Source organism: Roseateles sp. FW305-36 (genome assembly GCF_058787015.1).
This window is the reverse complement of record NZ_JBYSZK010000001.1, coordinates 223,040-242,001: the sequence shown is the minus strand read 5'-3', so window position 1 is coordinate 242,001 and position 18,962 is coordinate 223,040. Positions and strand designations below refer to the sequence as shown.

Annotated in this window: 21 protein-coding genes; 4 read left to right on the top strand and 17 right to left on the bottom strand. The window is 67.7% G+C overall.

The window, feature by feature from the left end:
- The first annotated feature begins 52 nt into the window (after positions 1-52).
- Positions 53-295, top strand: coding sequence for a cold shock domain-containing protein (locus AC3WOE_RS01150; RefSeq protein WP_492688469.1), 243 nt, complete (start codon positions 53-55; stop codon positions 293-295).
- A gap of 162 nt (positions 296-457) precedes the next feature.
- On the top strand, positions 458-2,698 hold the full coding sequence (locus tag AC3WOE_RS01145) for an NADP-dependent isocitrate dehydrogenase (protein WP_492687663.1): 2,241 nt from the start codon (positions 458-460) through the stop codon (positions 2,696-2,698).
- Between the two features lie 242 nt (positions 2,699-2,940).
- Here the strand turns inward: AC3WOE_RS01145 and AC3WOE_RS01140 are convergent, their stop codons facing one another.
- The 5 genes from AC3WOE_RS01140 to hemN all read right to left on the bottom strand — a co-directional run bounded on the left by AC3WOE_RS01140 (position 2,941) and on the right by hemN (position 7,111).
- Positions 2,941-3,216, bottom strand: coding sequence for a hypothetical protein (locus AC3WOE_RS01140; RefSeq protein WP_492687662.1), 276 nt, complete (start codon positions 3,214-3,216; stop codon positions 2,941-2,943).
- Between the two features lie 45 nt (positions 3,217-3,261).
- Positions 3,262-3,633 carry a carboxymuconolactone decarboxylase family protein gene (locus AC3WOE_RS01135; RefSeq protein WP_492687661.1) on the bottom strand — a complete coding sequence of 124 codons (372 nt, stop codon included), beginning with the start codon at positions 3,631-3,633 and terminating at the stop codon, positions 3,262-3,264.
- Positions 3,634-3,758: 125 nt separating this feature from the next.
- On the bottom strand, positions 3,759-5,015 hold the full coding sequence (icd, locus tag AC3WOE_RS01130; RefSeq protein WP_492687660.1) for an NADP-dependent isocitrate dehydrogenase: 1,257 nt from the start codon (positions 5,013-5,015) through the stop codon (positions 3,759-3,761).
- A gap of 73 nt (positions 5,016-5,088) precedes the next feature.
- A complete protein-coding gene (locus AC3WOE_RS01125) occupies positions 5,089-5,709 on the bottom strand; it encodes an urease accessory protein UreH domain-containing protein (RefSeq protein WP_492687659.1) in 621 nt (206 codons plus the stop codon).
- Between the two features lie 7 nt (positions 5,710-5,716).
- Positions 5,717-7,111: an oxygen-independent coproporphyrinogen III oxidase gene (hemN, locus tag AC3WOE_RS01120; RefSeq protein WP_492687658.1), complete on the bottom strand. Its 1,395-nt coding sequence runs from the start codon at positions 7,109-7,111 to the stop codon at positions 5,717-5,719.
- A 106-nt stretch (positions 7,112-7,217) separates the two neighbouring features.
- Between hemN and fnr the strand changes: the two genes are divergently transcribed.
- Positions 7,218-7,958, top strand: a complete 741-nt coding sequence (gene fnr / locus AC3WOE_RS01115) for a fumarate/nitrate reduction transcriptional regulator Fnr (RefSeq protein ID WP_492687657.1) — start codon at positions 7,218-7,220, stop codon at positions 7,956-7,958.
- A gap of 218 nt (positions 7,959-8,176) precedes the next feature.
- Here fnr and AC3WOE_RS01110 read toward each other — a convergent pair whose 3' ends face one another.
- From AC3WOE_RS01110 to AC3WOE_RS01095, 4 genes are all read right to left on the bottom strand, one after another.
- Positions 8,177-8,524 carry a BON domain-containing protein gene (locus tag AC3WOE_RS01110; protein ID WP_492687656.1) on the bottom strand — a complete coding sequence of 116 codons (348 nt, stop codon included), beginning with the start codon at positions 8,522-8,524 and terminating at the stop codon, positions 8,177-8,179.
- 241 nt (positions 8,525-8,765) lie between these two features.
- Positions 8,766-10,124: a sigma 54-interacting transcriptional regulator gene (locus AC3WOE_RS01105; RefSeq protein ID WP_492687655.1), complete on the bottom strand. Its 1,359-nt coding sequence runs from the start codon at positions 10,122-10,124 to the stop codon at positions 8,766-8,768.
- A gap of 142 nt (positions 10,125-10,266) precedes the next feature.
- On the bottom strand, positions 10,267-10,698 hold the full coding sequence (locus AC3WOE_RS01100) for a hypothetical protein (RefSeq protein WP_492687654.1): 432 nt from the start codon (positions 10,696-10,698) through the stop codon (positions 10,267-10,269).
- A gap of 1 nt (position 10,699) precedes the next feature.
- Positions 10,700-12,211, bottom strand: a complete 1,512-nt coding sequence (locus AC3WOE_RS01095; RefSeq protein ID WP_492687653.1) for a sensor histidine kinase — start codon at positions 12,209-12,211, stop codon at positions 10,700-10,702.
- A gap of 157 nt (positions 12,212-12,368) precedes the next feature.
- Between AC3WOE_RS01095 and AC3WOE_RS01090 the strand changes: the two genes are divergently transcribed.
- Entirely contained in the window at positions 12,369-13,694 is a 1,326-nt protein-coding gene (locus tag AC3WOE_RS01090; protein WP_492687652.1) for an NAD(P)/FAD-dependent oxidoreductase, read from the top strand.
- Here AC3WOE_RS01090 and AC3WOE_RS01085 read toward each other — a convergent pair.
- From AC3WOE_RS01085 to ccoS, 8 genes are read right to left on the bottom strand one after another with little or no spacing between them, the layout of a single operon-like run.
- Positions 13,657-13,950, bottom strand: coding sequence for a hypothetical protein (locus AC3WOE_RS01085; protein ID WP_492687651.1), 294 nt, complete (start codon positions 13,948-13,950; stop codon positions 13,657-13,659). The two genes, AC3WOE_RS01090 and AC3WOE_RS01085, sit on opposite strands and share 38 nt — an antisense overlap.
- A complete protein-coding gene (locus tag AC3WOE_RS01080) occupies positions 13,947-14,213 on the bottom strand; it encodes a hypothetical protein (RefSeq protein ID WP_492687650.1) in 267 nt (88 codons plus the stop codon). The genes AC3WOE_RS01085 and AC3WOE_RS01080 overlap by 4 nt, the downstream gene beginning before the upstream one ends.
- Positions 14,214-14,230: 17 nt before the next feature.
- Positions 14,231-15,637, bottom strand: a complete 1,407-nt coding sequence (ccoG, locus tag AC3WOE_RS01075) for a cytochrome c oxidase accessory protein CcoG (protein WP_492687649.1) — start codon at positions 15,635-15,637, stop codon at positions 14,231-14,233.
- 3 nt (positions 15,638-15,640) lie between these two features.
- Positions 15,641-16,534: a cytochrome-c oxidase, cbb3-type subunit III gene (gene ccoP, locus AC3WOE_RS01070; protein ID WP_492687648.1), complete on the bottom strand. Its 894-nt coding sequence runs from the start codon at positions 16,532-16,534 to the stop codon at positions 15,641-15,643.
- Positions 16,531-16,662: a cbb3-type cytochrome oxidase subunit 3 gene (locus tag AC3WOE_RS01065; protein WP_492687647.1), complete on the bottom strand. Its 132-nt coding sequence runs from the start codon at positions 16,660-16,662 to the stop codon at positions 16,531-16,533. Before AC3WOE_RS01065 ends, ccoP begins: the two co-directional genes overlap by 4 nt.
- Positions 16,649-17,302 carry a cytochrome-c oxidase, cbb3-type subunit II gene (ccoO, locus tag AC3WOE_RS01060; protein ID WP_492687646.1) on the bottom strand — a complete coding sequence of 218 codons (654 nt, stop codon included), beginning with the start codon at positions 17,300-17,302 and terminating at the stop codon, positions 16,649-16,651. The genes AC3WOE_RS01065 and ccoO overlap by 14 nt, the downstream gene beginning before the upstream one ends.
- Positions 17,303-17,315: 13 nt before the next feature.
- Positions 17,316-18,761: a cytochrome-c oxidase, cbb3-type subunit I gene (gene ccoN, locus AC3WOE_RS01055; protein WP_492687645.1), complete on the bottom strand. Its 1,446-nt coding sequence runs from the start codon at positions 18,759-18,761 to the stop codon at positions 17,316-17,318.
- A 46-nt stretch (positions 18,762-18,807) separates the two neighbouring features.
- Complete coding sequence (gene ccoS / locus AC3WOE_RS01050) at positions 18,808-18,957, bottom strand: cbb3-type cytochrome oxidase assembly protein CcoS (RefSeq protein ID WP_477935541.1); 150 nt, start codon at positions 18,955-18,957, stop codon at positions 18,808-18,810.
- Between the last annotated feature and the right edge of the window lie 5 nt (positions 18,958-18,962).

Here is an 18,962-nt window from a genome sequence, read left to right as displayed (position 1 = left end):
AAATCGCGTCCGCCTCTTTTTGGGGGCGCAGCAAAAGAATGGAGACAAGATGATGGCGCTGGGCAAAGTCAAGTGGTTCAACGATGCCAAGGGCTTTGGTTTCATCGAGCCGGAGGCCGGCGGCGATGACGTCTTCGCCCACTTTTCGGCGATCCAGATGGAGGGTTTCCGAACGCTGAAACAAGGCAGCCAGGTCCAGTTTGATCTGGTTCAAGGACCCAAGGGCCAGCTTGCCCAGAACATCACGCCGATGGAAGCCGCTCGCAGCAGCATGGAGCAGCCGCAGGCTTCCTGAGCGGATCACCCCGAAAAAGCCCCGTGAGCCGCAAGGCCACGGGGCTTTCGCATGGCGGGGTGCCATTTCGACGAACGCCCCGGCTTGCTAAAGTCCATGGCTTGCGCGCGGGGCCCTGGCCGCTGCGCGCTGCACGGATTTCCCCCTTACCGGACCACGTTCATGACCGCCGAAAAGACGCCCCAGATTGTTTACACCCTGACCGATGAAGCACCGCGCCTGGCCACCGCCTCGCTGCTGCCGGTCGTCCAGGCCTTCGCGGCCCAGGCGGGCATCGACGTCGTCACCAGCGACATCTCGGTGGCCGGACGCATCCTGGGCCAGTTCCCGGAGCTGCTGAGCGAAGACCAGCGCGCGCCCGACAACCTGGCAGCCCTGGGCAAGCTGACGCTCAAGCCCGAAGCCAACATCATCAAGCTGCCCAATATCAGCGCCTCGGTGGCTCAATTGAAGGCCGCCATCAAGGAACTGCAGGACAAGGGCTACAAGATCCCCGACTTCCCCGAGAAGCCGGAGACGGACGAGCAGAAGGACATCCGCGCCCGCTACAACAAGTGCATCGGCTCGGCCGTGAACCCGGTGCTGCGCGAAGGCAACTCCGACCGCCGCGCCCCCAAGGCCGTCAAGGAATACGCCCGCAAGAACCCGCACCGCATGGACGCCTGGAGCCAGGCCTCGCGCTCGCACGTCTCGCACATGCATGACGGCGACTTCTATCACGGCGAAAAGTCCATGACCCTGGACCGCGCCCGCGACGTGAAGATGGAGCTCATCACCAAGAGCGGCAAGACCATCGTCCTGAAGCCCAAGGTCTCGCTGCTGGACCGCGAGGTCATCGACTCCATGTTCATGAGCAAGAAGGCCCTGCTGGCCTTCTACGAGCGCGAGATCGAGGACGCCCGCAAGACCGGCGTGATGTTCTCCCTGCACGTCAAGGCCACCATGATGAAGGTGAGCCACCCCATCGTGTTCGGCCACTGCGTGAAGATCTTCTACAAGGACGCCTTCGAGAAGCACGCCAAGCTGTTCGAGCAGCTGGGCGTCAACGTCAACAACGGCATGGTGGACCTCTACACCAAGATCGCCACGCTGCCGCAGAGCACCCAGGACGAGATCAAGCGCGACCTGCACGCCTGCCACGAGCACCGCCCCGAGCTGGCCATGGTGGACTCGGCCAAGGGCATCACCAACTTCCACTCGCCCAACGACATCATCGTGGACGCCTCCATGCCGGCGGCCATCCGCAGCGGCGGCAAGATGTATGGCGCCGACGGTCGCCTGAAGGACGTCAAGGCCGTGATGCCCGAGTCGACCTTCGCCCGCATCTACCAGGAGATGATCAACTTCTGCAAATGGCACGGCGCCTTCGACCCCAAGACCATGGGCACGGTGCCCAACGTCGGCCTGATGGCCCAGCAGGCCGAGGAATACGGCTCGCACGACAAGACCTTCGAGATCACCGAAGACGGCGTGGCCAACATCACTGACCTGGAAACGGGCGAAGTGCTGCTGAGCCAGAACGTCGAGCAGGGCGACATCTGGCGCATGTGCCAGGTCAAGGACGCCGCCATCCGCGACTGGGTCAAGCTGGCCGTCAACCGCGCCCGCAACTCCGGCATGCCGGTGGTCTTCTGGCTGGACAGCTACCGCCCCCACGAGGCCCAGCTGATCCGCAAGGTCAAGATGTACTTGCACGAGCACGACACGACCGGCCTGGACATCCAGATCATGAGCCAGGTGCGTGCCATGCGCTACACGCTGGAGCGCGTCATCCGTGGCCTGGACACCATCAGCGCCACCGGCAACATCCTGCGCGACTACCTGACCGACCTCTTCCCCATCATGGAACTGGGCACCTCGGCCAAGATGCTGTCCATCGTGCCCCTGATGGCCGGCGGCGGCATGTACGAGACGGGCGCCGGCGGCTCGGCGCCCAAGCACGTGCAGCAGCTGGTGGAAGAAAACCACCTGCGCTGGGACTCGCTGGGTGAGTTCCTGGCTCTGGCCGTCAGCCTGGAAGACCTGGGCCTGAAGAACAAGAACGCCAAGGCCACCGTGCTGGCCAAGACCCTGGACGCCGCCACCGGCAAGCTGCTGGACAACGGCAAGGGCCCCAGCCCCAAGACCGGCGAGCTCGACAACCGCGGCAGCCACTTCTACCTGACGCTCTACTGGGCCCAGGAGCTGGCCGCCCAGACCGAAGACGCCGACCTGGCCGCCCGCTTCAAGCCGGTGGCCGAGGCCCTGGCCGCCAACGAAGCCAAGATCGCCGAAGAACTGAAGGCCGTCCAGGGCCAGCCGACCGACATCGGCGGCTACTTCCTGCCGGACGTGGCCAAGCTGGACAAGGTCATGCGCCCCAGCGCCACCTTCAACGCGGTCCTGCAGAAGCTGGCCAGCTGATCCGCTGCCGCTCAACCCAGGGGGCGCCATCGGCGCCCCTTTTTGCTTTTAGCAGCCGCGTCGGGTTTTCACGCTCAGGTGAAGTCCGTAATGCAACAGCAAGGCAAGCTCAGCAATCTTTTTATACAGTCTGATACTAGGCGTTGACCTCCTGCAATGCCCCTTTCCGGACGCCGAGTGAAGCACCACGAGGCGCCCCAAAACCCCGGCCCTACGCCGGGGTTTTCCTTTTCAGGCGCCGTTCAGTGCGGCAGGGGCCTGCGGAAGGGATCGGGCAGCGGATGCGGCTTCAAGGCACTCCTGACCCGCTCCACAGTCTCGGGCGAATCCTTGTCGTCGACGGCCACGATCAGCCGCAGCCAGCTCGCCTTGTCGAGGTCGGTCTCGCGGCGGGTCCAGCACCATACCTGGGCACCGCGCTGGCCTGAGCGATCCGCCAGCACCACCTCATCGAAGTCTGCCCCCTCGTAGATCAGCAGCTGTTCTTCGGCAACGTAGGTGTTGGCGTAGTCGGGCATGCCCGGAGTCTAGGCGTTAGACCATCAAGCCGCCATGGCCCGCGCTCATGCGGACGCGGCGTCGACGACTTCGGCCGCCGCACGGAAGGCATCCACCGCTGCCGGGAAGCCGCAGTAGACGCTCGCGTGCAGGAATATCTCCTGCAACTCCTCCGTCGTCACGCCATTGTTCAGCGCGCCGCGCACATGAGTCTTGAGCTCCTGCATCCGGCCCAAGGCCACCAGCATGGACACCGTCACGATGCTACGGGTGCGCAGATCCAGCCCCGGCCGCTGCCAGGTGTTGCCCCAGGCGTGGCGGGTGACCAGTTCCTGCAGCGGCTCGCTGAAGGGCGTGACCTTGGCGAGCGCTGCATCAACGTAGGCATCGCCTAGCACGGCACGGCGGGTGGCAAGGCCTGACGGGTCGAGATCCATGGCTACTCCTCGGCTGGTGCAGCGCAGCATACCGAGACGCCCAAAAGGCTGGTTCCCAAAGCAAGAACCCCATCGCCGCGGGCCGCGATGGGGTTCAGCACGGGAACCGGGCCGAGCGCGGCGCGTCAGGCCATGTGGTCGATCATGACCTGGCCGAAACCGGAGCAGGACACCTGGGTCGCGCCGTCCATCAGGCGGGCGAAGTCATAGGTGACCTTCTTGCTGAGGATGGCCTTCTCCATCGAGCTGATGATGAGGTCGGCGGCTTCCTTCCAGCCCATGTGGCGCAGCATCATCTCGGCGGACAGGATCTCGGAGCCCGGGTTCACATAGTCCTTGCCGGCGTACTTCGGCGCCGTGCCGTGCGTGGCCTCGAACATGGCGATGGAGTCGCTCATGTTGGCGCCCGGCGCGATGCCGATGCCGCCGACCTGGGCGGCCAGCGCGTCGGAGATGTAGTCGCCGTTCAGGTTCAGCGTCGCGATGACGCTGTACTCGGCCGGACGCAGGATGATCTGCTGCAGGAAGGCGTCGGCAATGCTGTCCTTGATGGTGATGTCCTTGCCCGTCTTGGGGTTCTTGAACTTGCACCACGGGCCGCCGTCGATGGGCTGGGCGCCGAACTCCTTCTGGGCCAGCGCATAGGCCCAGTCACGGAACCCGCCTTCCGTGAACTTCATGATGTTGCCCTTGTGCACGATGGTCACGCTGGGCTTGTTGTTGTCGATGGCGTACTGGATGGCCTTGCGCACCAGACGCTCGGTGCCCTCGCGCGAGACCGGCTTGACGCCGATGCCCGAGGTGTTCGGGAAGCGGATCTTCTTGACACCCAGTTCGTCCTGCAGGAACTTGATGAGCTTTTTGGCCTTGTCGCTCTCGGCCTCGTACTCGATGCCGGCGTAGATGTCCTCCGAGTTCTCACGGAAGATGACCATGTCGACCTTGTGGGGCTCCTTCACGGGGCTGGGCACGCCGTCGAAATACTGCACCGGGCGCAGGCAGACGTAGAGATCCAGTTCCTGGCGCAGCGCGACGTTGAGCGAGCGGATGCCACCACCGACGGGCGTCGTCAGCGGGCCCTTGATGGAGACGACATAGTCCTTCAGCACCTGCAGTGTCTCTTCGGGCAGCCACACGTCCGGGCCGTAGACCCGGGTGCTCTTCTCGCCGGCGTAGATCTCCATCCAGTGGATCTTGCGGGCACCGCCATAGCTCTTGGCCACGGCTGCATCCACCACCTTCAGCATGACGGGCGTGATGTCCAGGCCGGTGCCGTCACCCTCGATGTAGGGAATGATGGGGTGGTCGGGCACGTTCAGCGAGAAGTCGGCATTGACGGTGATCTTCTGGCCGCCTTCGGGCACCTGGATGTGTTGGGTCATGGCTAGTGAGCTTTCGCGACAGAGACGGGGAAACGACGAAACCCGGCGAGTTTATGGCCGGCCGTCGCGCTGGCTAGCAGGCCAGCATCACCCGTTGCCAGACCCCGTGGCCCAGGGCCCAGGCCGCGCCGAGCACGAGGGCCAGGCCGGCCAGGCGCAGGGCCAGCACCTCGCCGCCCGTGCCGCGTTTGAGCAGGCGCGCGCGCCACAGCGGCGCAACGATCAGGCCCGGCGTGCTGGCCAGCGCGAAGCCTGCCATCGCCGTCGCGCCGCTCAGCACCGAACCCGACAGACCCGCCAGCAGCAGGGCCGCATGCAGCAGCCCGCAGGGCAAGGCGACCCAGGCCAGCCCGGTGGCGAAGGCATGGCGGGGCTGGGGACGCCAGCGCACGGCGCCCAGCCAGACCGGCATGCGACCGCGCACCAGCAGCGTCAACCCAAGCAGCAGCACGGCCGCCTGCAGCAAGACCCAGGCGGGCTGAAGCAGCATGACGCTCTGGGTGGCGCTGGCCAGGACATGGGCCGACGCAGCCGCGACCGCGCCGGCAGCGGTGTAGCCCAGCAGGCGGCCCGCCAGCAGGCGTGCCGGGCGCCGCCCGCCAGCCAGGGCGCAGGGCGCGCTGCACATGGCCGCGCAATGCGGCATGCCGGCCAGGCCCATCAGCGTCGCCGAGGCGATCAGCGCGGCGTCCATCGCGGTTTCAGAGGATCTTGGAGAAGCGCTGGCGGCTGGCGTCGGTCTGGCAGTAGCGGTCGAACACCATGGCGACGGCGCGGACGAAATACCAGCCCAGCGGCGTCACCTGGACGGCGTCCGGCTCGAGCGTGACCAGGCCCTGGTCCGCGAGTTGGCGCAACCGCTCCAGCTCGGGCGCGAAATAGGTCGGCACGTCGACGAGATAGGACGCCGCGATCGATTCGAACTCCAGCCGGCCCTGGCACATCAGGGCCATGATGACGGCGCGGCGCAGCAGGTCATCGCGGGTCAGGGCCAGGCCGCGCTGGATGGGCAGCTGGTGCTGGCGCAGCGCGTCGTCGTACTCGATCAGCGTCTTGGCGTTCTGCGCATAGGTGGGGCCGACGCGGCTGATGGCCGACACGCCGAGGCCGATCAGATCGCAGTCGGGCTGGGTCGAATAGCCCTGGAAATTCCGGTGCAACAGGCCCTGGCGCTTGGCGACGGCCAGCGGATCGTCGGGCAGTGCGAAATGGTCCATGCCGATGTACGCATAGCCCTCGCCGAGCAGGGAGCTGATGGCGCCCGACAGCATGGTCAGCTTGTCGCCGGCCGCCGGCAGCAGCTCTGCGGCGATGCGGCGCTGCGGCTTGAAGCGCTGCGGCAGATGGGCATAGGCATACATCGCGATGCGGTCGGGCCGCAGCTCGGCCACCTGGGCGATGGTCTGGGCGAAGGACTCCGGCGTCTGCAGCGGCAGGCCGTAGATCAGGTCGACGCTGATGGAGGCGAAGCCGAGCTCACGCGCCGCGCTCATCAGCGCCGCCACCGACTCGCGAGACTGCACGCGATGGACGGCCTTCTGCACGTCGGCGTTGAAGTCCTGCACGCCGAAGGACAGGCGGTTGAAGCCCAGCTGGCGCAGGTGCGCCAAGCGCCCGGCGTCCACCGTGCGCGGGTCGACCTCGATGGACAGCTCCGCGCCCGGCAGCAGCCGGAAATGGCGGCGCAGCGAGGCCATCAGCGCGCCGAGTTCGGCGTCCGACAGAAAGGTCGGCGAGCCGCCGCCCAGGTGCAGCTGCGACACCGGCGCATGCCCGCCCAGGGCCGCGACGACCAGGTCCATCTCCACGTCGAGCGAATCCAGATAGGGCTGGGAGCGCTCGTGGTGCTTGGTGATGATCTTGTTGCAAGCGCAGTAGTAGCAGAGCTGCTCGCAAAAAGGGATGTGCACATACACCGACAGCGGCTGGGCTGCGCCGCGCTGGGCCAGGGCCTGCAGGTGCTGTGGCGTCTGGTGGGCCTCGACGAAGCGGTCGGCGGTCGGGTAGGAGGTGTAGCGTGGCCCCGCCACGTCATGGCGCCGGATGTTGGCGTCGAGCAGTTCGGGGTCCAGCGTTGGGTGGGTCACGGCGTCCATGCAGCCACTGTGCAGTCGCCCCGGGGCCGCGGCCTTGATCCACGTCAAGCGTGCAGCGCAGGGCAGCGCCAAGAATGACGGCAATTGATCCAACCCAAAGACAGCCATGCAGACGCCACTGAAGGACCCCACTGCCATCGAGCCTCTGAAGGTCGCCTGCGCCAGCTGCAATCTGCGTGAGCTCTGCCTGCCCGTCGGCCTCAAGCCCCAGGACCTGGAGCGCCTGGACGGCCTCGTCGCACGGCGCCGCAGCGTGCCGCGCGGCGAGCCGCTGTTCCGCAACGGGGAGCGCTTCGAAGCGCTGTACGCGGTGCGCACCGGCTTCTTCAAGACCTGCGTCGGCAGCGAGGACGGCCGCGACCAGGTGACCGGTTTCCAGATGGCCGGCGAACTGCTCGGCCTGGACGGCATCAGCAGCGACCACCACCACTGTGACGCGATCGCGCTGGAGGACTCGTCGGTGTGCGTCATTCCCTACGCCCAGCTGGAGGACCTGTCGCGCGAATTCAGCGTGCTGCAGCACCAGTTCCACAAGATCATGAGCCGCGAGATCGTGCGCGACCATGGCGTCATGCTGCTGCTCGGCAATATGCGCGCCGAGGAGAGGCTGGCGGCCTTCCTGCTCAACCTGACGCAGCGCCTGCGGGCCCGCGGGTTCTCGGCCTCCAGCCTGGTGCTGCGCATGACGCGCGAAGAGATCGGCAGCTACCTCGGCCTCAAGCTCGAGACCGTCAGCCGTGCCTTCTCGCGCTTTCACGAAGACGGTCTGCTGGAGGTCAGGCAGCGCCAGCTGCGCATCCTCGATCAGGACGGCCTGCAGGCCCTGGTCAACAACAGCCAGGCCTGACGCCCCTCGCCTGGTCTTGCCTTGCTGAACGCAGGCAACCCCAGTCGGTCCCCCGAGGGGACGGCGATGCTTGCGGCCTTGAACCGCAAGCACATCGCCAGACGGGCCGGCTCGGGAACGGCCCAGCGCTCGGCCCGAAATACTGGTGCCCGGTTGGCGGGCGCAAAAAAGGCCCCGCGGGGGCGCGCGGGGCCTCGAGATCAGAGGACGAACAGCAGTCAGCCGACCTTGATCTCGTTACGCACTTCCTTCACGCCGGGCACGGCCTGCACCAGCTGAACGGCCTTCTGGGCCAGGTCGGCGGTGGGTGCAGCGCCCTTCAGGACGATCACGCCAGCACTCGTGCTGCTGACGGTCAACGGCAGGGCTTGCAGGTCCTTGTCCTTTTGCAGGGCGGCCTGGGCCTGACTGGCGATGGCGGCATCACCGGCCGGCTGTGCCTGCGCGACCTGTTCGGCCGGCGCGGTGGAGGGCGCCGGTGCCTGGTCGGCCGCGAAGCTCGCGGTCGCGGCACCCGCCATCAGGGCGGCGGTCAGCAGTCGGGCGAAGGTCGAGGTTTGTCGCATGCGGAATCTCCTGAGATGCGTGAATCGAAAGCGGCACCGGGCGGCGCCACCTCCGCCTTAGCGCAAGGCCTGTGCCAGCTTGCGGTTTCCCTTGCAGATCAAGCACTTGCCGGAGAACTCACGCATGACGAGGGTCGCGAGGCGCACGTTTTGTCGCCGGGTGGCGACGCCTCCCCTGCGGCAGCGGCCTAAGTGCTTGATCCATCTGACAACGTCCTGTCGCCAGACTGCGACGGCTGGGCTAGGGGGCGGCGTCGCCGCGAAACAGCTGCGGGTCCAGGCCATGCTTCTGCAGCAGGCGGTAGAACTCGGTGCGATTGCGGTCGGCCAGGCGGGCGGCCTCGGCCACCTGGCCCGAGGTCAGCTTCAGCAGCTGGTTCAGATAGTCGCGCTCGAAGCGCTGCTTGGCATGCTGATAGTTCAGCACTGCGGTCGGCGGCATCTGCAGGGCGCGCTGCACCTGGGCCAACGGCACCAGCGGCGCGGTGGCCAGCACGCAGACCTGCTCCACCACGTTGAAGAGCTGGCGCACATTGCCCGGCCATGGGGCCGTCACGAGCGCGTCGAGGGCGTCGGGCGCAAAGCCTCGCACTGGCTTGCGATGCCGCCCGGCCAGGGTCAGCAGGAAGTGCTGGGCCAGCAGCGCGATGTCCTCGCGCCTTTCCGCCAGCGGCGGCAGGCGCAGCTGCACGACGTTGAGCCGGTAATAGAGGTCGGGCCGGAACCCGCCCTCGGCCATGGCCAGCTCCAGGTCGCGATGGGTGGCGGACAGCACGCGAACGTCCACGGGCACGGCCTCGTTGCTGCCCACCGGCCGCACGACGCGCTCCTGCAGCACGCGCAGCAGCTTGACCTGCAGGGCCAGCGGCATGTCCCCGATCTCGTCGAGGAAGACGGTGCCGCCTTCGGCCGCCGGAATCAGGCCCTGTCGATGCCCCTGGGCGCCGGTGAAGGCGCCCTTCACATGGCCGAAGAGTTCGGACTCCAGCAGGGCCTCGGGAATGGCCGCGCAGTTCACGGCGACAAAGGGCTTGGCCGCTCGCGGGCTGGCCTGGTGGATGGCGCGAGCCAGCAGCTCCTTGCCGCTGCCACTGTCGCCGGCGATCAGCACGCTGGCGTCCGTCCCGGCCACCAGCCGCGCCTCGGCCAGCACCTCGGCCATGCGCGGGCTGCGGCTGATGATCTCGCTGCGCCATTCACCGTCGCCGTCGAAAGGCAGGGGCTGGGGCGCGTTGACGCGCAGGGCCTGGTTGATCTTGCCCAGCAGCTCCTTGCCGTCGTAGGGCTTGGTCAGATAGGCGTGGGCGCCGCGCGTCGTCGCCTCCACGGCATCCGGAATGCTGCCATGGGCGGTCAACAGGATGACGGGCAGCGAGGGGTGATGGGCGCGGATCTCATCGAACAGGGCCAGGCCGTCCAGTCCGGGCAGGCGCACGTCGGTGATGACCAGGGCCGGCAGGCGCACGGCCAGATGGGCCAGCGCGGCCTCGGCGCTGGAGACGGCCTGCACCGCATGGCCGGCGGCGGTCAGCCGCATGGTCATCAGACGCAACAGGTCGGTGTCGTCGTCGACGACGAGGATGGTGGCTTGAGCGGTCATGCAGGCTCCTGTCGGTCTTAGCGGGCCGAGCGCCGGGCCGCTCCCTAGCCGGCCCGCGTTGGGCGATGTGCTTGCCGGTCAACCCGGCAAGCATCGCCGTCCCCCCTGGGGACCGGCCAAGGTACTCCTTGGACGAGGGGCTTCATCTCGCGCCGGGCTTGGCCGGCAGGGTCTGCTCGATGGCCTTCAGCGCTTCCAGCTTCTCGTTGAGCTGCTCGTTGCGACGCTGGCTGTCGCGCAATTGCTGGCTGAGCTTGTCGATGCTGTCCTGCAGCCGCTTCTGCTCGGCCATGCGCGCCGTTGCCAGGGCCACCAGAGGCTTGAGCGGCTCCGCCTGGGGGTCGCTGGAATTGCCCAGGGCCTCCAGCTGGGCCGTGGCCTGGGCCTGGTCGGCGGCGCTGCGGCCCTGACCGAGCTGCAGGGCCTTGTGCAGATCGGCCACATAGCCCTGCAGGGCCTTGGCGTTGTCATCGCTGGCGACTGGCGCTGGCGGCGGCTCGGGACAGCCCGGCTCGGGCGGCAGGGGCGCGGGCGCCGGCGTCTGGCAGGCCGCCAGCAGCAGGAGCAGGCCCATCTCAAGCAGTCGTCGGGGCGGTATGGACATGATGGGGAAGCTCGATCCGGAATTGGGCGCCGCTCTCGCTGGCAAGCAGCCGGCAACTGCCGCCATGGGCCTGCACGATCTCGCGCACGATGGACAGGCCGATGCCGCTGCCGCGGCGCGCGCCGGGGGGCTGATGGCGGCCCTGGTAGAAGGGGTCGAAGATGCGCTCGACGTCCTCGGGCGCGACACCCGCGCCTGCGTCGATGCAGTCGATGCTGATGCCGGCCGCGTCCTGCGCCAGCAGCAGCCGGATGGTCCCGCCTGGTGGGCTGAAGCGCACCGCGTTGACGAGCAAATTGGCGAGCACGGCGGCCAGCTTGTCGCCGTCGACAAGCGCCGTGGTGTCCGGCGCTTCCAGCTGCACCTGCAAGCCCTTGGCCTGCCACAGCAGGCGCTGCTCGTCGACGACACGCGCCAGCAGGCCCCCCAGTTCCACCGGCTGACGGCGCAGCTGCTGGGCGTCGGAAGCCAGGGCCTGGTAGCTCAGCAGACCTTCGATCTGGTGCTGCAGGGCCGCACTGTTGTCGCCCAGGATGCGCACGATCTCGGCCTGGTCGCCGGTCAGCGGGCCGGCCACGCCATCGCGCAGCAGGGCCGCGCCTTCGCGGATGGAGGCCATGGGCGTCTTCAGCTCGTGGGAGATGTGGCGCACGAAGCGGGTCTTGTCGGACTCCAGCGTGGCCAGGCGCTGGCGCAGCCACTCCAGCTGGCGCCCCAGGCGCCGCAGGTCCACCGGGCCGCGCACATCGACGGGCTGGTCGAAGCGGTTGTCACCCAACCGGCCGATGGCCGCCTCCACATCCGTCAGCGGCCGCAGCAGCCAATGGCCGAAGGCGAGGCCGAGCAGCACGGCGATCACGATGGCGCCGACGACCAGCGCGCTGATGAGGCGGCGCTGCTGCTCCAGTTCGGCCAGCACGGCGTCGCTGCGCCTGTCCATGGCCTGCTGGCTCTGCTGGCTCAGCGCCTGGTTGATGCCGTGCAGGCGGGCGAACAGCGGCGTCAAGCGCTGCAGCGCCACCTGGCGGGCCCGGCCGGGGTTCTGCACGACGCGCCAAGCCGCATCGGCTTGGGCATTCCAGTCGACAAAGAGCTGACGCGCGCCCTGTACGGGAAGCGTGATGGCCAATGCTGCCTGGGTGTCGCGGGCGTCCACCCAAGCGGACTGGAAGCGCTCGCGCAGGCCGGCATCGTCCAGCACCAGGAACTGGCGCGCGCTGCGCTCCATGGCGACGGTGCGCTCAGCCAGGCGCTGCACCTGGGCCGACAGCGCCGCGGCGTCCTGGGAGGCTTCGCGGCCCTGCAGGGCGACATGCTCGAGCGCCAGCATGGCCTGGGCCGCCGCGCCGCCGAGGGCGACCGCAATCAACAGGAAGACGGCCAGCAGGCCCTGGCGGAAGGACAGGCCGTGCAGGCCTTCGCTGCGCAGGCGTTGCCAGGTGGGAGATGGGAGGACGGGAGTGACCAGGGCGGTAGCGGACATCGGGCAGGCTGCGCCCGACCTTGCACCGGGCGCTCCAAATCCTATGAGGCCCGTCGCGCCCAGCCTCTCCCCAGCTTCGCATCCATTGCAACAGCAGGAAACGGGGCTTGACCGAACCCATGCTGCAGCGCAGCAAACCAGGCGTAGGATGGGGTTCATGCGTCCCCAAGTCCTCATCATCGGCTGCGGCTTCGGCGGCCTGGAGGCGGCGCGTGCCTTGCGCGCTGCTGCAGTCGACATCACCGTCGTCGACAAGACCAACCACCACCTCTTCCAGCCCCTGATCTACCAGGTGGCGACGGCCGGCCTCTCGGCCCCGTCCATCGCGGCGCCCATCCGCCATCTCTTTCGCAACCAGCGCAATGTGACGACGCTGCTTGGCGAGGTGACCGGCATCGACGCCGGTGCGAAGACTGCCATGTTGAAGGACGGCGCGGTGCTGGGCTGGGACCATCTCATCGTCGCGGCCGGCGCCACGCACAGCTATTTCGGCCGCGACGACTGGGCCAGCCACGCGCCGGGGCTGAAGACGCTGGAAGACGCCTTCGAGATCCGCCGCCGCGTGCTGTTGGCCTTCGAAGCCGCAGAGCGCGAGGACGACCCGGTGAAGCGCGCCGCGCTGATGCAGTTCGTCGTCGTCGGCGCCGGGCCGACGGGTGTGGAGCTGGCCGGCACCTTTGCCGAGATTGCCCGCCACACCCTGCCCGGCGAGTTCCGCCGCATCGACCCGCGCCAGGCCAAGGTGCTGCTGGTCGAAGGCGGGCCGCGTGTGCTGGCTGCCATGCCTGATTCGCTGAGCGAGAGCGCACGCGAGCAACTCGTCGCGCTGGGCGTGGACGTACGCCTGGGTGCCCGCGTGACCGGCATCGATGCCGAAGGCCTGGACGTCACGACGGGTGCCGGCGCCGAACGCCTGGCGAGCCGCTGCGTCGTCTGGGCCGCCGGCGTGGCCGCCTCACCGTTGGGCCGCGTGCTGGCCGAAGCCACCGGCTGCACGCTGGACCGCGCCGGCCGCGTCCTCGTCGAGCCCGACCTCAGCCTCAAGGGCCATCCCACCCTCCAAGTCATCGGCGACCTCGCCGCCGCGCAAAGCCATGCGCCCGGCCAGGCGCCCAAGCCGGTCCCCGGTGTGTCGCCCGCTGCCAAGCAGATGGGCCGCTGCGCCGCCGCCAACATCCAGCGCCGGCTGCGCGGCGAGGCGACGCAGGCCTTCCGCTACCGCGACTACGGCAACCTGGCCACCATCGGCCGCAACAGCGCCGTCGTCGATCTCGGCACGCCGGCCGGGCCGCTGCGCTTCTCAGGCTATTTCGCCTGGTTGTTCTGGCTGTTCGCCCACGTCTACTTCCTGATCGGCTATCGCAACCGCTTCGTCGTGCTGCTGGACTGGGCCTGGGCCTACTGGACCTACGACCGCGGTGCCCGCGTCGTCGCCAATGCCGCCCTCAATGAGGCCAGCCCGGCGCGCGACGCGCAGGCCTGACGTCGTCCTCGGGCAGGCTCACCAGCAGCAGCGACAGGCTGGCACCCAGGGCAATGACACCCCAGAAGATCAAAAAGCTCAGCGTGTAGATCGCCTGCGCCGACAGTTCGAGGGACGCACCGCCGAACCAGCGCAGGTCGGCCGGGTCGACGACGGCGAAGACGAGGGCTTCCATCACGCCGGCCGCCAGGAAGGACGACCAGACCACCGCCATCGCGAAACGCCTGACGCGCGAGGGGCCGGCGGGACCGTTCATTTCTTCAGGCCTGCCGTGCCGGTGGCGGCGTGGTTGCGAGCCACCAGGGCCGGCACGGGGTCGCCTTCGTGGGCGCGCAGGTCGGCCACGTCATCGGCGGCCTGGGCCGCGGTGTGACGCAGTTCCAGCGGCGGGTCGGGATGGCGGATGGCCAGGCTCAGCGTGTAGAAGCTGGCGATGACGACGAGGGCCGGGCCGGACACGACGAGCCAGAACATGGGCTGGCGCCAGGGCGATGTGGAGGTGGTGGGAATGACGTTCATCGAAGTCTCCTGCCGCGTCAGCGCGGCACGACGAAGGTGGATTTCTCGGCGACGGTCTCGCCGTCGGCTTCGCGCTTCACGCGCCACTGCAGCGCATGGGCGCCGGACTTCAGGGCCAGGGCAGCCTCGGGCGGCATGCGCAGGGACACCGCCACCCAGCGCGCCTCGGCGGGCCCGATCTCGATGGTGTTCGCCTGGCTGATCTTCAGGCCGGGCAGGCCGTCGGCCTCCAGACGGTAGCGCTGCGCCGACTCGGTCGCATTCATGATCTGCAGCCGATAGACGTTCTCGACCCAGCCGTCCTCGACGATGCGGGCCAGGGCGGCACGGTCGCGCACCACGTCGACGCGGAAGCTGTGGCGCGAGGCCAGGCTGTAGAGGGCGCCGGCGCAGATCAGCAGCAGCACCGTGCCGTAGACGAGCACACGCGGCCTGAAAACGCGGCGCCAGCGCTGCGCGCGGCTGAGCCCGTGCTCCAGGCCGTTCTCGGTGTCGTAGCGGATCAGGCCATGCGGCGTGCCCATCTTGTCCATGACGCCGTCGCAGACGTCGATGCAAGCGGCGCAGCTGATGCATTCGTACTGCAGGCCATCGCGGATGTCGATGCCGGTCGGGCAGACCTGCACGCACAGGCCGCAATCGATGCAGTCGCCCACGGCCTCCACGCGGGCCTCGCCCTTCTTGCCGCGCTGGGCGTTCTTGCCACGCGGCTCGCCGCGCACCGGGTCGTAGCTGATGATCAGCGTGTCGCGGTCGAACATCGCGCTCTGGAAGCGCGCATACGGACACATGTATTTGCAGACCTGCTCGCGCATATAGCCCGCATTGCCGTAGGTCGCAAAGCCGTAGAACAGCACCCAGAAGGTCTCCCACGGCCCCATCCCCAGGCTCAGTACCTCGGCGCCCAGTGTGGGGATGGGCGTGAAGTAGCCGACGAAGCTGAAACCCGTCCAAAGACCCATGACGATCCACACGAACTGCTTGCCGGCCTTGCGCCACAGCTTGTCGAAGGACCAGGGCGCCTTTTCCAGGCGCAACCGCGCATTGCGGTCGCCCTCGAACCAGCGCTCCACCCGCATGTAGATCTCGGTGTAGACGGTCTGCGGGCAGGCATAGCCGCACCAGACCCGCCCCGCCACCGCCGTGAACAGGAAGAGGGCGAAGGCCGAGACCATCAGCAGCACCGCGAGATAGACGAAGTCCTGCGGATACAGCACCAGGCCGAAGACGTAGAAGCGACGCGCGGCCAGGTCGAACAGCACGGCCGGCCGGTCACCCCAGCTCAGCCAGGGCAGGCCGTAGAAGACGAGCTGGGTCAGGGCGACGAGGGCCCAGCGCCAGCGCGCGTAGAAGCCGTCCACCGCGCGCGGGTGGATCTTGTCTTCAGAGCGGTAGAGCCGGATGACGGCTTCGGAATCGGCCATGACTCAGTTGCTGAGGCCCCAGACATAAGCCGCCAACACCCGGATCTGCTCGGGCGTCAGTCGCTCGCCGTGCGCCGGCATCACATTGTGCTTGCCGTTGTTGACCATGGCCATGACGGCTTCCTCGCCCCAGCCGTGCAGCCAGATCTTGTCCGAGAGATTCGGTGCGCCCAGGGCTGGATTGCCCTTGCCGCCGGGGCCGTGGCAGGCGGCGCAGACGACGAACTTGGGCTTGCCCAGCTGGGCGTAGAGCGGGTTGTGCGGACTGTCGGACAGCGACAGCACGTAGTGGGCGACGTTGCGCACGTCCTCGCTCGTGCCGACGGCCGGTGCCATCACGGGCATATTGCCTTCGCGGCCCTTGGTGATCGTCTCGGTGATGGTCTCGAAGCTGCCGCCCCAGAGCCAGTCCTTGTCGGTCAGGTTGGGGAAGCCCTTGGAACCCTTGGCGTCCGCGCCGTGGCACTGGGCGCAGTTGTTGGCGAACAAACGCTCGCCGATGGCATGCGCCTTCTCGTCCTTGGCCAGTTGCTCGGGCGCCATGTTGGCGAAGCCGGCATAGACCGGCGCCATCGCGGCGCGGGCCTGGCTGACGTCGGCGGCGTGTTCATTGACGCTCGTCCAAGCCAGCTTGCCGCCGGCGCTGCCCAGGCCCGGATAGAGGGCGAGATAGACGCCGGCGAAGACGATGGTCAGCACGAACAGGCCCATCCACCAAAGCGGCAGGGGATTGTTCAGCTCACGCAGGTCTTCGTCCCAGATATGACCGGTGGTGTTGTCGGCGGCCGAAGGCTGGCGGCGGCTGGCGATGAGCAGCAGCACGATGCAGGCGATGAGGCCCAGCACGGTGGCGGCGGCGACGAAGATCGACCAGCCGGGGCTGATGAAATCGCTCATTGCTCCTCCCCTTGCAGCGGCAGCTCGGCGGCGGCCTCGAAGCGGCCGCGCCAGGCCCAGACGACGATGCCGATGAAGACGGCCAGCGACACCACGGTCACGGCCATGCGCAGTTCATTGATTCCCACGAGAAGCCTCCTTGTTGCTTGGGCCTGCGGTGCCCAGCACCTGCAGATAGGCGACCAGGGCGTCCAGCTCGGTCTTGCCGGCGGCGGCCTGGGGAGCGCCCTGGATCTCGGCGTCCGTGTAGGGCGCGCCCAGGGTGCGCAGCGCCGTCATCTTGGCCGGCAGGGCCGCCGCGTCGACCGGCGCGTTGGCCAGCCAGGAGTAGGCAGGCATGTTGGACTCCGGCACCAGATCACGCGGGTTGTTCAGGTGGATGCGGTGCCAGTCGTCGCTGTACTTGCCGCCGACGCGGTGCAGGTCAGGACCGGTGCGCTTGCTGCCCCACTGGAAGGGGTGGTCGTAGACAAATTCGCCGGCCGTCGAGTAGGCGCCGTAGCGCAGGGTCTCGGCCAGCAGCGGGCGGATCATCTGCGAGTGGCAGTTGTAGCAACCCTCGCGGACATAGATGTCGCGGCCGGCCACCTGCAGGGCCGTGTAGGGCTTCAGCCCGGGAGCGGCCTGCGTGGTCGAGCGCTGGAAGAACAGCGGCACGATCTCGACGAAGCCGCCGACGAAGACCGTCAGCAGCACCAGGATGATCATCAGCAGATTGCTGGTCTCGATGCGCTGGTGGCCGGAATAGCGTTCAGTATTGGTGCTCATGTCGATGCCTCCTTCAGGCATGCGCCAGGACTTGAGGGATGCGGACCTGCTGAGGCTTGCCGGCCTGCACAGTCTTCACGACGTTCCAGGCCATCACCAGCATGCCGGCCAGATACAGCAGGCCACCCGCCAGCCGCGCCACGTAGAAGGGCCAGGTGGCCTTCACGCTCTCGACAAAGGTGTAGACCAGGGTGCCGTCGGGATTGACGGCGCGCCACATCAGGCCCTGCATGACGCCGGCGATCCACATCGCGGCGATGTAGAGCACGATGCCCAGGGTCGCGATCCAGAAGTGCAGCTCGATGGCGCGCCTGGAGTACATCTCCGTGCGGCCGAACATGCGCGGGATCAGGTGATAGAGCGAGCCCATGGAGATCAGGCCCACCCAACCCAGGGCACCGCTGTGCACATGGCCCACGGTCCAGTCGGTGTAGTGCGACAGCGCATTGACCGTCTTGATGGACATCATCGGGCCCTCGAAGGTCGACATGCCGTAGAAGGACAGCGACACGATGAGGAACTTCAGGATGGGGTCATCGCGCAGCTTGTGCCAGGCACCGCTGAGCGTCATGACGCCGTTGATCATGCCGCCCCAGCTCGGCGCCAGCAGCACCAGGCTGAAGATCATGCCCACGCTCTGCGCCCAGTCCGGCAAGGCCGTGTAGTGCAGATGGTGGGGGCCTGCCCACATATAGGTGAAGATCAGCGCCCAGAAGTGGACGATGGACAGGCGGTAGCTGTAGACGGGGCGCTCGGCCTGCTTGGGGATGTAGTAGTACATCATCCCGAGGAAGCCCGCGGTCAGGAAGAAGCCGACCGCGTTATGGCCGTACCACCACTGCACCATGGCGTCCTGCACGCCGGCGTAGGCCGAGTAGCTTTTCCAGAGGCTGACCGGCAGCACGGCGCCGTTGACAAGGTGCAGCAGGGCGACGGCCAGGATGAAGGCCCCGAAGAACCAGTTGGCCACGTAGATGTGGCGGATCTTGCGCCGCCCCACGGTGCCGAAGAAGACGATGGCGTAGGCCACCCAGGCGAGGGTGATCAGCACGCCGATGGGCCACTCGAGCTCCGCGTATTCCTTGCCGCGCGTGAACCCCATGGGCAGCGTGATGGCGGCACCGACGATGACGGCCTGCCAGGCCCAGAAATGGAACCAGGCCAGGCCGGGTGCGAACAACCGCGTCTGGCCGGTGCGCTGCACGACGTGATAGCTGGTCGCCATCAGCGTGCAGCCGCCGAAGGCGAAGATCACCGCATTGGTGTGCAGGGGGCGCAGGCGGCCGTAGCTGAGCCAGGGAATGCCGGCACCGAGTTCGGGCCAGGCCAGCTGGGCGGCGATGAAGACACCCACGGCCATGCCCACCACGCCCCACAGGACCGCTGCCAGCGCAAAGGCACGCACCGGTCCATCCTCGTATGTCGCCCCGGACGCCACCGGGACCTTTTCGTTCGCCATCGCGACTCCTTCAGTCTGATGCAAACGATTCTTCGTGGAGCAGACCTCAGGCGGCTTGATCCTCGTCAAGCAGGATGCGTTCAGCCTCGTTTTCGAATCCGTCGAGTTGGCCGGAGTTCACAGCCCAGCCGAACACGGCCACGATGAGCAGCACCAGGACGACGGAAAAGGGGATGAGGAGGTAGAGGATGTCCATCAGCC

Bases quoted from the DNA above. Each gene is read 5' to 3' on its own strand.
- ccoN (WP_492687645.1), bottom strand. From the start codon at position 18,761: ATGGCGAACGAAAAGGTCCCGGTGGCGTCCGGGGCGACATACGAGGAT.
- AC3WOE_RS01080 (WP_492687650.1), bottom strand. From the start codon at position 14,213: ATGAACGTCATTCCCACCACCTCCACATCGCCCTGGCGCCAGCCCATG.
- AC3WOE_RS01095 (WP_492687653.1), bottom strand. From the start codon at position 12,211: ATGTCCGCTACCGCCCTGGTCACTCCCGTCCTCCCATCTCCCACCTGG.
- AC3WOE_RS01145 (WP_492687663.1), top strand. From the start codon at position 458: ATGACCGCCGAAAAGACGCCCCAGATTGTTTACACCCTGACCGATGAA.
- AC3WOE_RS01125 (WP_492687659.1), bottom strand. From the start codon at position 5,709: ATGGACGCCGCGCTGATCGCCTCGGCGACGCTGATGGGCCTGGCCGGC.
- ccoP (WP_492687648.1), bottom strand. From the start codon at position 16,534: ATGAGCGATTTCATCAGCCCCGGCTGGTCGATCTTCGTCGCCGCCGCC.
- fnr (WP_492687657.1), top strand. From the start codon at position 7,218: ATGCAGACGCCACTGAAGGACCCCACTGCCATCGAGCCTCTGAAGGTC.
- AC3WOE_RS01135 (WP_492687661.1), bottom strand. From the start codon at position 3,633: ATGGATCTCGACCCGTCAGGCCTTGCCACCCGCCGTGCCGTGCTAGGC.
- AC3WOE_RS01090 (WP_492687652.1), top strand. From the start codon at position 12,369: ATGCGTCCCCAAGTCCTCATCATCGGCTGCGGCTTCGGCGGCCTGGAG.
- ccoG (WP_492687649.1), bottom strand. From the start codon at position 15,637: ATGGCCGATTCCGAAGCCGTCATCCGGCTCTACCGCTCTGAAGACAAG.
- AC3WOE_RS01110 (WP_492687656.1), bottom strand. From the start codon at position 8,524: ATGCGACAAACCTCGACCTTCGCCCGACTGCTGACCGCCGCCCTGATG.
- icd (WP_492687660.1), bottom strand. From the start codon at position 5,015: ATGACCCAACACATCCAGGTGCCCGAAGGCGGCCAGAAGATCACCGTC.
- AC3WOE_RS01105 (WP_492687655.1), bottom strand. From the start codon at position 10,124: ATGACCGCTCAAGCCACCATCCTCGTCGTCGACGACGACACCGACCTG.
- ccoS (WP_477935541.1), bottom strand. From the start codon at position 18,957: ATGGACATCCTCTACCTCCTCATCCCCTTTTCCGTCGTCCTGGTGCTG.
- hemN (WP_492687658.1), bottom strand. From the start codon at position 7,111: ATGGACGCCGTGACCCACCCAACGCTGGACCCCGAACTGCTCGACGCC.
- AC3WOE_RS01140 (WP_492687662.1), bottom strand. From the start codon at position 3,216: ATGCCCGACTACGCCAACACCTACGTTGCCGAAGAACAGCTGCTGATC.
- AC3WOE_RS01100 (WP_492687654.1), bottom strand. From the start codon at position 10,698: ATGGGCCTGCTCCTGCTGCTGGCGGCCTGCCAGACGCCGGCGCCCGCG.
- AC3WOE_RS01150 (WP_492688469.1), top strand. From the start codon at position 53: ATGGCGCTGGGCAAAGTCAAGTGGTTCAACGATGCCAAGGGCTTTGGT.
- ccoO (WP_492687646.1), bottom strand. From the start codon at position 17,302: ATGAGCACCAATACTGAACGCTATTCCGGCCACCAGCGCATCGAGACC.
- AC3WOE_RS01085 (WP_492687651.1), bottom strand. From the start codon at position 13,950: ATGAACGGTCCCGCCGGCCCCTCGCGCGTCAGGCGTTTCGCGATGGCG.